We start from the raw sequence: 12,318 nt of genomic DNA on the forward strand, positions 1-12,318 counted from the left end.
ATGACAAAGCTAGTTATTCACTTGGTTTCAGACTCTTCCGTGCAAACTGCAAAATATGCAGCAAATTCTGCCATTGCACAATTTACTTCCGTAAAACCAAAATTATATCATTGGCCAATGATTAGAAATTTGGAATTGCTAAATGAAGTATTAAGTAAAATAGAATATAAACGTGGGATAGTATTATACACGATTGCCGATCAAGAACTCCGAAAAGCTTTAACGAAATTTTGCTATGAATTAAAAATTCCATGTATTTCTGTAATAGGTAAAATTATTAAAGAAATGTCTGTTTTTTCAGGTATTGAAATAGAAAAAGAACAGAATTACAATTATAAATTTGATAAAACTTATTTTGATACACTTAATGCCATAGATTATGCTATAAGACATGATGACGGACAAATGCTTAATGAGTTATCAGAGGCTGATATAATATTAATAGGTCCTTCTAGAACTTCTAAGACACCGACTTCCGTATTTCTAGCGTATAACGGTTTAAAAGCTGCCAATATTCCTTATGTTTATAATTGCCCCTTTCCTGATTTTATAGAAAAAGACATAGATCAATTGGTAGTAGGACTCGTTATTAATCCAAATAGGTTAATTGAGATAAGAGAAGCCAGATTAAATCTATTACAAATTAACGAAAATAAAAGCTATACAGATTTTAATATAGTACAAAAAGAGTGCCTAGAAGTCAGAAAAATTTGTGATCAAAGAAATTGGCCGGTAATTGACGTGTCGACTAGATCAATAGAGGAAACAGCAGCTTTAATAATGCGAATATATTATAATAAAAAAAATAAATATAATAAATAAAAAGATTTTCATTATTTACAAGTAGAAGCCTGTACTTTATAATTTTATTTATAAATATAGATGTTGTCCATATGAATCCAAAAACAACACTATGTCATTCCTAGCTAAAAGCGACTTTGTTGCATGGATTGAAAAACCTACTCGATGTCATCCCCGCGTAGGCGGGGATCCAGAAAAATAACTTCAAATATTTATATAGAAGTTACACATTTAATAAAATAAACCTAAAAAAACAAGTTTTTTATAGGTTTTACTGGATTCCCGCCTACGTGGGAATGATATAAAAGCCATATGGACAATGTTATAAAAACATAGAGGAATTTATGGCAAATAACGTAATGGATAGCTCTTTTAAAAAGGAAGTATTAGAATCAGATTTACCTGTACTGGTTGATTTTTGGGCAGAATGGTGCGGACCGTGTAAAATGTTAACACCGATAATAGATGAAATCAGTAAAGAATTACAAGGCAAAGTAAAAGTACTTAAAATGAATATTGATGAAAATCCTAACACTCCTTCAGAATACGATATTCGTAGTATTCCAACGATAATGTTATTTAAAAATGGTGAACAAAAAGATACTAAAATAGGTTTGCAACAAAAAAAGTCTCTTTTAGATTGGATTAATAAATCTATTTAATATTTATTTTATGTCACTTAGCCATCCAAAAGTATTTATAGAGATAACTAATGGTTATGTTGAAGGTATTGATACTCATAAAAGAGCTCAAGGTTTAAAGCATTTCTTCTTGAAAAAAGGAGTCTCTCTTTCTCCAAATATACCTATATTAAACGATATTAATTTTTCTTGTTATGAAGGAGAAAAAATAGCTTTTATAGGGAGTAACGGTTCGGGAAAAAGTTCGCTTCTAAAGCTAATCGCCGGAATATATCCGTTAAAATCCGGTACAGTCAAAGTTCATGGAGATATTGCGGCAATTATAGATATGGGAGTTGGTTTTGAGCCTGAGCAAACTGGTCGTGAAAATATAAAAATGTTAATGCTATATAATAATATGCTGGATAAATATAGCAAAAAAATTGAAAAAGAAATTATAGATTTTTCAGAACTTGGTAGTAAAATTGATTTACCGATAAAAATTTATAGCTCCGGTATGTTATCACGCCTTGCTTTTTCTGTATCGATATTTCAAAATCCGCAGATTCTATTACTTGATGAAGTTTTTGCGGCAGGCGATAGCTATTTTATAGAAAAATCTCTTAGTTTAATGAAGAATAAGTTTAAAAAAACTCCTATTTCAATAATAGTAAGCCATCAAGAAGAAATTATAAAAGATAATTGCAATAGATGTATTTTATTAAAAGATGGCAATATTATAGGTGATGGTACACCATCGGAAATGTTTAAAATCTATAACCAACAACAAGGAAATTCATAAATGATAAAGTATTTTTTTTCTAAAAAATACTGGCAGGCAATAGCATTACTAGTTAAAACTTCTATAATTAGGCAAAATAAAGATTCTTTTTTAGGTTCTTTATGGAGTTTAATTCAGCCTTTTATTCACATAATGGTAATTTCATATTTTTTCGGTTTTTTATTAAGACAGCCGAGAGAATTTATGGTAATGAACTTAGTCGGCGGTATTCCTTTGTGGAGTTTTATAGTAAGCAGCTTAACGATTTGTTCAAGTTCTTTAGTTACACGTGATCAAATAATAAAAAAAGTTAGAATTTCTAAGACTTTTTTTCCTGTTGCGGATAGTTTAGGGCAATTATATACTTTAATTTGCTCATTTTCGGCAATGTATTTTGCTTTTATTTTATTATTTCCAGAAAAATTTTCTTGGCAAATAATATTTATGCCGATATTAATTTTGCCCTTAATAATATGTGTGATTAGCGGTTCTGTCGCTGTAGCATTTTTAACGCCGTATATTCGAGATATTCCGCAAATGTTGAGTGTTATTCTTGGAGTTATTTATTGGAGTATACCGATAGTTTATCCATATTCGCTAATTCCGGAGTCTAAAAAGATATATTTTGAATTTAATCCGTTCTTTTTAGTTATAAGACCCGTACAAGCGTTGGTGATTGACGGAACATTACCGGATATGATGCTGATAGTTAAGTCTATTATAGTTGCATTTATTACTGTTTGTATCAGTTATTTAATTTATAGACAATTTTCTAAAAGAGTTATTTATTATTTATGAAACTTGGTTTTAATCTAGATTTTAATGAATTAGATTTAACCGGACTTAAAAAATTAGATCAAATATTTTTAGATTATCTCTTTAAAGCCGATAGATCTTTGCATAAAGATTTAATGTTATTTAGATCGACTCCTCTCTCCATTATTCCAAAAGATTATTCCGAATTTTTGCTAAAAATTTCTCCTCATTTAGACGATTTTTTAGCAGAGTTATTTTGTATTTCAAAAGAAATAACGATATCAAGGTTAAAACATAAAAATTTTGATATTATTTATGAATGTAAAAGAAAATTTGTTCAACGTGTTGCCGTAAAAAAATATCCACCGGAAAAAATAAAAGATATTGATTTTGAAGATGTGTATTTAAAGCTAACTGATTTAATAGGTACGAATTTTACTTCTAGAGAATTTGCCAAACAAATAATTATATGGCAACAGGCAGAAGAAAATTTTGCAGAAGAATTAGACATAGCAGCTAGGTATGCTGCGTATAGGGTTTATTCGTGTGAGGGTATCAAGCCACAGGATGACATCCTATTCAACCTTCCACAAAAACTAGATAAAGAAAATCTAATAGACGATAAAAAAATATTAAAATATCAAAAAAATGAGAGAGTATATTTTGACTATACAGATTCTTTTTTAAATCTAGATGAAGCTTTAAACCATTCTCATTATTGTATTTATTGCCATAAGCAGGATAAGGATAGCTGTTCTAAGGGATTACTGCAACCTCAGAATCGTCATTGTGAGGAGCGAAGCGACGTGGCAATCTCAGGAGATTTGATGAAATTGCCACGCTCCTTGCAGTCGCTCGCAATGACGGATTTAAAACAAGGTTGCCCGTTAAAACAAAAAATTTCTGAAATGAACTATGTTAAGGCACAAGGTTTTAACCTAGGTGCTCTTGCTATTATAGTTATTGATAATCCGATGGTTGCAGCAACAGGTCATAGGATTTGTAATGATTGCTCAAAAGCTTGTATTTACCAAAAGCAAGATCCGGTAAATATCCCATTAATAGAATCAAATATTTTAGAAGAAACGCTTAAATTACCTTACGGCTTAGAGATATATTTACTGCTTACTCGCTGGAATCCGCTTAATATTTATGCACCGCTTCCGAAAGAACCTACTAATTATAATATTTTAGTTACCGGTCTTGGTCCTGCAGGTTTTAGTCTTAGCTATTATTTATTACGGTCAGGTCATAATGTTGTAGCTATTGACGGTTTAAAAATTACTCTACTGCCTTTTGATGTTCATAAGCCTATAAAATTTTGGCATGAATATAAAAATTTGTTATCGGAAAGAATGCCAAGAGGATTTGGAGGAGTAGCGGAATATGGGATTACCATTCGGTGGGATAAAAACAATCTCGATATATTGCGGCTGATATTAGAGAGAAATAATAATTTCAAATATTATGACGGAGTAGCTTTAGATTTTAATATAACGAAAGAACAAGCTTTCGATTTGGGTTTTGACTATATAGCTTTTTGCATTGGAGCAGGTCAGCCGAAAGTTTTAGATATAGAAAATTTTAAAGCTAAGGGCGTAAAAACGGCTTCTGATTTCTTAATGACTTTGCAAAGTGGAGGGGCATTTTTGAAAAATTCTAATACTAATATGGTAATTAGGATGCCGATTGCGGTAATAGGCGGCGGTCTTACTTCCTTAGACGCAGCAACGGAAAGTTTATATTACTATAAAAAACAAGTAGAGGAATTTGCCGAAGATTATATAGAAAAAGATTTAACGGAGGAAGATAAAGAAATAGCTGAAGAATTTATTGCTCATGCAGAATTGTTTAAAGAAGCTAAGAATAATGAAGAATTAAGAAAGGTTTTTAATAAGCTTGGGGGTGCTACTGTTTACTATCGTGGAAGATTGCAAGATTCGCCGGCATATAAATTAAATCACGAGGAGCTAATATATGCATTAGCACTCGGTGTTGATTTTAAGGAAAATATGCAACCTTTAAGGATTAATGTTGATAAATACGGTCATGTGGAATCTGTGGAGTTTGAGAATCGAAACCGTCAATGCTACGCATTTCCTCGCAATAACATCAAAACCAAAACCGTGATTATGGCAATCGGTATAGAAAATAACACTCAATTCGATGAGGATAAATATAGTTATTTCGGTGATTGTAATCCTAAATATTCGGGTAGTGTGGTGAAGGCTCTTGCTAGTACCAAAGAAGGGTACGACGCTATTAATAAAAGGCTTATAAATAATAATCCTAGCTTTAAAGGTAGTTATAAAGATTTTTGTACGCAGCTTGATTATTTGCTGACTTCTAGGGTTAATAAAATAAATATTTTAGATGATAAAACTTTTGAGTTGATAATTCATTCGCCGCTTGCTGCTAAAAATTTTAAGTTCGGACAGTTTTTTCGCTTACAAAATTATTCTGAAGATGCTGCTAAGTTAATAGAGCCTGTAGCCTTAAGCCCTATCGATATTGATGTAGAAAAAGGCTTAATTAGTTTTATAGTTTTTGAAGTCGGTAAATCTACTAGCTTATGTAAAACATTATCCGAAAATGAGAAAGTAGTTTTAATGGGACCAACAGGTTCGCCGCTAGAAATACCTCAAAATAAAAAAATAGTTATTGTTGATTTCGAAGCCGGTAATATAGGCTTATTAAAAGTTCTAAAAGAAAATAATAATGAAGTTATATTTGTTACCTATCCTGATATAAAAATCCGTAAATTAGTTTCAGTGGATATAGTAATAATTAATGCTTCTCCTGAAATAATAGAAGAATTGCAAAGTCTAAAAAATGAAATATTCAGTGAAAATACAAAAATAATAGTTAGCGTTAATTCATCGATGCAATGTATGATGAAAGGAATTTGCGGACAATGTATTCAAAAAGTTAAAGGAGAGCAGAAATATATTTTTGCATGTAGCCAGCAAAATCAAAATGCAGAAATAGTTGATTTTAAGAGCTTGAAAACTCGTTTACGCCAAAACTCTTTGCAAGAAAAAATGAGAAAATTATTGGCTAATTCATCCATGATTTAATAGCTTCAATTAACTCTTCTAGTTGTTCAGGTGATAATTCACCAATTTTTTTTGAATTTTATCACTTCTTATAGCACTAATTTTATCAACCATAATATTGAGATCCTAAATTAAGACCATTTAGCTCTGTAGGAGTCAATAACAGGCGAAAAGTTGGGGCATCTATTAAAATCCGTTGTTAGAGGACAAACTGTTTTATACTGGGATGATTTTTATATAAATTAGATTGAACAACAACAGCGGGGCGAGGTTTACCATAATCTCCAGATATTACACCAAGCAACAATATATCTTTTTTTAATATTATTTCCATTCATCTAACCAACTTTCTTCATTGTGTTTTACCATAAGTCGGCATCAGGATTGTTTTCTTTACTAGCTAATAAGGATTGACGTTTAGCTTCTTTGGCTAGGTCTGAATTTTCTCTAGTTGTTTAAGATATATACGTATTGCTTCACTAATTATCTAGCTTTTTCCACGGTGTAAATCATAACGACAAAATGCTCTACTACTATCTTGATTAAGAAAATCGATAATTTGTATTACTATAGAATTATTGTTATATTTCTCGGCAACTTGTTTTATACGCTCAGCAAAATTACCTTCACCTGAGAAGATTTCTTCGATAGCTTTTAAAGCACTTAAAGACTTTACTTTATCAAACCCTTTTCTATTCATACCGATTAGATTTAAGCCCTCAAGCACCGCACGTTTGCTACTTACAAGCCCAAACGGTATTACATCTGCTCCGACCGGCGATAGCCCGCCGATCATCGAATATTCACCGATTCTAGCATATTGATGTACGGCAGACAGCCCGCCGATTATTGCGTAATCACCTACCCCAATATGACCTGCTAGGCTTACATAATTAGCAAATACTACATTATTGCCGATTTTACAATCATGACCTATATGGACGCCGACCATAAATAAATTATTATTTCCTACTCTTGTCACCATTCCGCCGCCTTGGCTTCCTGCTTGTACCGTAACATATTCTCTAATAGTATTATTAGAGCCGATTATCGTGCTTGATCGCTCATTAGCATATTTTAAGATTTGTGGAGGTTGACCTATTGATGAAAAAGGATAGATTACGGTATTTTCGCCGATTTCGGTAATCCCTTCAATTACTACATGGGATTTTAGCTCGACATTGTCATGAAGCACCACTTCAGGACCTATAATACAATACGGTCCGATTTTTACGTTTTTACCGAGCTTTGCACCTTCTGTAATTACAGCTGTAGTATGGATATTAGAATTTGACACTATATGTCCCTATGCTTTATCTTTAATCATTGCGGTAAACTTACTTTCTGCAGCTATTTCACCTTCGACCGTAACCGTACTTGAAAATTTCCATACGTTAGCTCTTTGCTGATCAATAACAACGTGGATATGCATAGTATCCCCCGGCTGAACAATTCTACGAAATTTTGCATTTTCGATAGCCATTAAAAACACTTCTTTATTCTTAGTAGAGCCTAAAGATTTAGCAACTAATATAGCAGCTAATTGTGCCATAGCCTCAACCATTAGAACACCGGGCATAACAGGCCTTGCCGGAAAATGTCCTGTAAATTGCGGTTCGTTAACAGTAACGTTTTTAATACCTGTTATTGATTTGTTAGGATCGATTTTAAGTACTCTATCTACTAATAAAAATGGATAGCGATGAGGTATCCAATCCATGATTTCGGTAATATCTATGATCATTTATTTAGGTCTCTTCTTTAATGTAAATTTTCTGTCATTGCGAGGAAATTGCATAGCAATTGACGAAGCAATCTCAGGAGTTTGTTATTATTTCATGAGATTGCCACGTAGCCTATGCCTATGGCTTGCTCACAATGACGACTCAGGTATTCATGCAACAACAAAGCTCTTTTCAATAGCAAGCTACTTTTTTAATTTGCTATTAGAGGTTAGTAATTGTTTCATAATAATAGATTGTCTATGCCAATCCATGATAGGAACTGCAGGGCTGCCGCCGACAATTTTACCTGCTTCTATATTTTGTGCTACACCGCCTTGTGCCGCTACCTGTGCCCCGTCGCCTATATTTAGATGTCCGGCGATTCCTACTTGCCCTCCAAGAGTACAATATTTACCGATCGTGCTACTTCCTGCTATACCTGTCTGTGCTATGATAATAGAGCCTTTACCTATTTTGACGCCATGCCCTATTTGTACTAAATTATCTATGCGGCATAAATCTTTTATAATTGTATCTTGAAGTGATCCTCTATCAATAGTAGTGTTTGCACCGATTTCAACATTATTGCCAATTTTAACTATTCCTATATGAAATATTTTGTGATGTATGCCTTTTTCGGTAGAAAATCCAAACCCGTCCTGTCCAATTTTTGCACCTGCAAGTATTACGACGTCGTCGCCTATAATTGTGTAATTTATTGAAACATGTTGTTCTATTCTAGCGTTTCTGCCGATATTTACGCCTCTACCTATAAAACTTCCGGCTTCTATAATACTATTATCACCTATAATAACATCATCTTCAATAACTACATTGTGACCTATATAACAATTTTTTCCGATAGTCGCTGAATCTGCAACAATAGCGGATTTCATTATTTTAGCAGGGTATGATTTAATAGGAGCATAAAAAAAATCTATTAATTTGCCGTAAGCAAAATATGAGTTCTGGGTGTGTAATAAAACAGTATTTGGATTTGCTTCTCCCGTAAAATTTTTCGGCACTATACAAGCAGCAGCTTTGGTAGTTTTTAAAAATTCGGAGTATTTAGGATTGCTTAAAAAGCTAATATCATTTGGTGATGCTTCCTGCAGAATTTTAATATCATGAATAGCTATATCTTCATGAATCTTAGGAGGTTCTATAATATCGTGTAAAAAATCTATAATTGCCGTTAGTTTTCGTGGCCCTAGATTTTTATAAAAATTACTACTTACCATATAACTTTAAGCAAATTAATCATTAGCGACAGTATATAAGTGATAGTTTTATTATGCAACAAAATTTACAGGTGGCATAAAAAGGTATTGCTAAGTAAAGAATGATATCGTCATTACGAGCAGCCGTAGGCTGCGTGGCAGTCTCATGAAATAATAACAAACTCCTGAGATTGTGCTTCGTCAATTACTATGCAATTTCCTCGCAATGACGGAAAAACCGATCCACGCAACAACGTCTACTTGATTGTAAGATCTAGGAAAAAAATAGATAAAAAGTCATAATTTGTATTAATATAAACCTAATATTTATCTTAATATCTAGAAAAATATTTAGTTAATATTAATTTACGTTTTATTAAGAAGAATTAAATTAATATATTGTAGCTATTTTAATACAAATCTTATCAATTTTTACAAAAATATTAATAATCTAATTTCTTGTTATAAAGCCTAAATTATATTAACTAAATCAAGGTATTGAAAATGTTAGAAATAAACAACTTAGCCTTTGCAGGTGGTGGAATAAAAGTCATCGCGTATGCAGGGGCTTTAAAGGCATTAAAAGACAAAGATTGTTTAAAAAAATATCCAGAAAGTAGTTGGAGCTTCCGGTGGTGCAAATAGCTGCTTTCTCCATAGCACTAGGATATCAACCGGAGGGAAGATATACTTAAGAAAATTGATTTTAATAAATTTTCAGATCATACTAGTAAATGGGACCAAGTGTATAATCTTGTATTCTACGGAGGGTTAAATTCTGAGAAATATCTAGAAGAATTTTTAGGGCAATATTAAAAGACAAGGGATTTGACCCCGATTTTACTTTTAAACAGCTACATGACAGTCAAAAAACAAATATAGACTTATATACGTAGTGTGTACTAATCTCAGTACTCAATTTCCGGAAATTCTATCTTATGAAAATGCTCCTGATGAGAAAGTCGTAAAATTCGTATACGCTTCAGGGGCTTTTCCTATATATTTTCAGCCCGTACAAAAAACTGTTCAAGGAGTAGTTTCAACATATGTGGATGGTGGAGTTACGAAATAATTACCCGGTTGAGGTGTTTGATGATAAAACTGCAGCACGAAACCTTCCTCAAACAGATAATAAAAATTATAAAACTCTTGGGTTTAAACCAATTAATAAAGAAATATTAGAAGCTTATCAGAATGGTACAGAACCTAAACCGTTTTGGTGGATACTACTAATGTTGTGGATCAACTATATGCATTAGCTGAAGTTCTCACAAGCTCTGACTTGATAAGTTGTTTTCAGAATCATGATAGAACAGTTTTTATTGATGATCATAATATATCAGCTTTAAGTTTTGATATCACAGCTGAACAAAAAGAAGCATTAATAAATTCAGGTTATTCTGCAACTTGTGACTATGTGACGAGAATGGAGAATATAATGCTTGCAGGACTAGGAGTAAACGATTCTAATGATAGCCATTATAACAACACGAGTGGATAACCCGCTATTCGCTTTAATCTTGTTTTACAGATAGCATAAAAGGTATTGCAAAATAAAGATTGATATCGTCATTGCAAACGACTATAAGCTTTGTTGCATGGCTCGAAAACCCGCTCGATGTCATTTCCGCGAAAGCGGAAATGACATAAAACGAGTCATGTGAGCAATACCAATTTTTGAAATCATATTGACTTGTTTAAAGTTTTGCTTAGAATCATCTTGGAACAGCTAAGGTTGTTCTGGAGTATAGAAACCTCCATCAAAAGGCGGTAAAATCACCGTTAAATTGGTTTATTCCTCGATATTTTACGGTCGGGGAGGTAGTAGTCATGTTTAGGGCTTAGAGTATTAACTTTAAGCCTAAAAACTACTCAGCTGTTCTTGTTGACGGTGTTTCTAACTCCCTGATCACCAATCGGGCTTTAACTTAGCTTCTTGGTGATCAAACTTGAATCATTTAAGTTTAACTAAGGAGAACTAAGACGTTATGAACACTAAAACAGTAGAAGAAAGAATAGCTATTTATTGAGCCATATCTAGATTTTTTTATTAAAGACAAAGACTTATTACGTGAAATTTATCCAAATGGTATAAACAACTTTTAAAAGCATCGCTTGGTTTATTTCGTTCAATTATTCTTGGCACTGTATTAATATCTAAACTTAGTTAAAATTTTTATCTAATGATAAGAATGATTTTGTATTGAACATACGAGCTTTAAAAAGTAATGAAAATTACTTTTTGTTATATAAAATTAATTACTTGTTATTATAATAGATTCAGGATTATTATTTTGTTCTTGTAAATAAGATGCTAATAGTTCCTTATTTACTTTCACTTTTTTATAGAATTTTGTAGCATATGCAATTTTAAAAAAATTATCTAAACCATTGTTATTTAAAAAAGTTTTATTTAGAAATGAAGCTAAATTTTTTAATAAGTTTTGTTGTTTTTCTTGTAATAATTCCCTTTTACCTCGGCAAATGCTTTTTGTCCGTATCTGCGTAGCTTGCAGCCATATTCCCATTATTATCAGCACGAATAATCATCTCAAGGTGGCAGCAGCTTAATAAATTCTAGAGAAACTGCTATCATGCCTTTTTTGGCTGCAAGCATTAACAATGTCCTTCTGAATTTATCAATAGCGTTAATATTTTCCTCAAACATTCTTGGAATAAGCTCTATACAAACATTATCTAAATCACGCCACATAGCCTTTGTTAATGCAGGTTGACCACGTATATTCTCGATCGTATTAATAGCCCCTCGTCAGATATCTTGGGAATAAGTTTTAAAAACAAGCTTCTTCTAAACCTGCATCAGCAGCTAAAATTAAGGCTGTATTATTACCATCCTCATCGGATTGATTAAATAAATTAGTATTTTTTATTTTATCAATTAATTTTTCAACTTCTTTTTTATCTTCATCTTTTGCGTGTATTATTACACGCGTTAATTTTTCTAGTAAAGATATTAGTTGATTATATAATATTTCATCAAATAAGTTTACAGATGCAATAGAAATTTAATTGAAGATATAAAATAACGGGATTTAAAGTTAAGGAATGGTGGTGGCCACGGTTGGAATTGAACCAACGACACAAGGATTTTCAGTCCTTTGCTCTACCGACTGAGCTACGTGGCCGTATATACTCGATGAACTTGAAAAATTGGCTTCGTCGTCTTTGTAAGTCCTCGGATGCTCACGTATTAGTATACGCTCTGCTCCTCGGCTTGCAGACTCCTTGCTCTTTTCCAAGTTGATGATCTTCGTCTATACTATTCTTTCATTTATTAGGGTGTAAGAAAAAGAAATATAACTTAAGCTTATAATAGATTAATCGGCTTTTGTCTATTCT

The 12,318-nt window shown here is 32.3% G+C and carries 14 protein-coding genes, 1 tRNA gene and 1 pseudogene; 9 read left to right on the plus strand and 7 right to left on the minus strand.

Annotated elements, in window-relative coordinates:
• The 5 genes from RMA_RS00005 to RMA_RS00025 all read left to right on the plus strand — a co-directional run bounded on the left by RMA_RS00005 (position 1) and on the right by RMA_RS00025 (position 6,035).
• A complete protein-coding gene (locus RMA_RS00005; RefSeq protein ID WP_012152331.1) occupies positions 1-822 on the plus strand; it encodes a pyruvate, water dikinase regulatory protein in 822 nt (273 codons plus the stop codon).
• A 323-nt stretch (positions 823-1,145) separates the two neighbouring features.
• On the plus strand, positions 1,146-1,463 hold the full coding sequence (trxA, locus tag RMA_RS00010; RefSeq protein ID WP_041404443.1) for a thioredoxin: 318 nt from the start codon (positions 1,146-1,148) through the stop codon (positions 1,461-1,463).
• A gap of 10 nt (positions 1,464-1,473) precedes the next feature.
• Positions 1,474-2,223: an ABC transporter ATP-binding protein gene (locus RMA_RS00015; RefSeq protein WP_041404444.1), complete on the plus strand. Its 750-nt coding sequence runs from the start codon at positions 1,474-1,476 to the stop codon at positions 2,221-2,223.
• Positions 2,224-3,000, plus strand: coding sequence for an ABC transporter permease (locus RMA_RS00020; protein WP_012152334.1), 777 nt, complete (start codon positions 2,224-2,226; stop codon positions 2,998-3,000).
• Positions 2,997-6,035 carry an FAD-dependent oxidoreductase gene (locus RMA_RS00025; RefSeq protein ID WP_012152335.1) on the plus strand — a complete coding sequence of 1,013 codons (3,039 nt, stop codon included), beginning with the start codon at positions 2,997-2,999 and terminating at the stop codon, positions 6,033-6,035. Before RMA_RS00020 ends, RMA_RS00025 begins: the two co-directional genes overlap by 4 nt.
• 18 nt (positions 6,036-6,053) lie before the next feature.
• Here RMA_RS00025 and RMA_RS10300 read toward each other — a convergent pair.
• From RMA_RS10300 to lpxD, 4 genes and pseudogenes are all read right to left on the minus strand, one after another.
• A pseudogene (locus tag RMA_RS10300) lies at positions 6,054-6,318 on the minus strand (type II toxin-antitoxin system PemK/MazF family toxin).
• Between the two features lie 183 nt (positions 6,319-6,501).
• Positions 6,502-7,311 carry an acyl-ACP--UDP-N-acetylglucosamine O-acyltransferase gene (gene lpxA, locus RMA_RS00035; RefSeq protein ID WP_041404445.1) on the minus strand — a complete coding sequence of 270 codons (810 nt, stop codon included), beginning with the start codon at positions 7,309-7,311 and terminating at the stop codon, positions 6,502-6,504.
• A gap of 9 nt (positions 7,312-7,320) precedes the next feature.
• Positions 7,321-7,758 carry a 3-hydroxyacyl-ACP dehydratase FabZ gene (gene fabZ / locus RMA_RS00040; protein WP_012152337.1) on the minus strand — a complete coding sequence of 146 codons (438 nt, stop codon included), beginning with the start codon at positions 7,756-7,758 and terminating at the stop codon, positions 7,321-7,323.
• Between the two features lie 183 nt (positions 7,759-7,941).
• Positions 7,942-8,979 (minus strand): UDP-3-O-(3-hydroxymyristoyl)glucosamine N-acyltransferase, encoded by a 1,038-nt coding sequence (gene lpxD, locus RMA_RS00045; RefSeq protein WP_012152338.1) that lies wholly within the window; start codon positions 8,977-8,979, stop codon positions 7,942-7,944.
• 483 nt (positions 8,980-9,462) lie between these two features.
• Here lpxD and RMA_RS09675 point away from each other — a divergent pair, with 483 nt between their 5' ends.
• The 4 genes from RMA_RS09675 to RMA_RS10315 all read left to right on the plus strand — a co-directional run bounded on the left by RMA_RS09675 (position 9,463) and on the right by RMA_RS10315 (position 10,459).
• Positions 9,463-9,603, plus strand: coding sequence for a hypothetical protein (locus RMA_RS09675; protein WP_014365225.1), 141 nt, complete (start codon positions 9,463-9,465; stop codon positions 9,601-9,603).
• Between the two features lie 250 nt (positions 9,604-9,853).
• Positions 9,854-10,030 carry a patatin-like phospholipase family protein gene (locus RMA_RS10305; RefSeq protein ID WP_238375485.1) on the plus strand — a complete coding sequence of 59 codons (177 nt, stop codon included), beginning with the start codon at positions 9,854-9,856 and terminating at the stop codon, positions 10,028-10,030.
• Complete coding sequence (locus tag RMA_RS10310; protein WP_238375486.1) at positions 10,011-10,217, plus strand: alpha/beta hydrolase; 207 nt, start codon at positions 10,011-10,013, stop codon at positions 10,215-10,217. Before RMA_RS10305 ends, RMA_RS10310 begins: the two co-directional genes overlap by 20 nt.
• A complete protein-coding gene (locus RMA_RS10315; protein WP_049749331.1) occupies positions 10,196-10,459 on the plus strand; it encodes a hypothetical protein in 264 nt (87 codons plus the stop codon). The genes RMA_RS10310 and RMA_RS10315 overlap by 22 nt, the downstream gene beginning before the upstream one ends.
• A gap of 754 nt (positions 10,460-11,213) precedes the next feature.
• Here RMA_RS10315 and RMA_RS10320 read toward each other — a convergent pair.
• The 3 genes from RMA_RS10320 to RMA_RS00065 all read right to left on the minus strand — a co-directional run bounded on the left by RMA_RS10320 (position 11,214) and on the right by RMA_RS00065 (position 12,104).
• Entirely contained in the window at positions 11,214-11,498 is a 285-nt protein-coding gene (locus RMA_RS10320) for a hypothetical protein (RefSeq protein WP_148194394.1), read from the minus strand.
• An 11-nt stretch (positions 11,499-11,509) separates the two neighbouring features.
• On the minus strand, positions 11,510-11,671 hold the full coding sequence (locus RMA_RS10325) for a hypothetical protein (RefSeq protein ID WP_187145916.1): 162 nt from the start codon (positions 11,669-11,671) through the stop codon (positions 11,510-11,512).
• 357 nt (positions 11,672-12,028) lie between these two features.
• A tRNA-Phe gene (locus tag RMA_RS00065) sits at positions 12,029-12,104 on the minus strand.
• Positions 12,105-12,318: the final 214 nt, after the last annotated feature.

The organism is Rickettsia massiliae MTU5 (assembly GCF_000016625.1).
GTDB lineage: Bacteria > Pseudomonadota > Alphaproteobacteria > Rickettsiales > Rickettsiaceae > Rickettsia > Rickettsia rickettsii.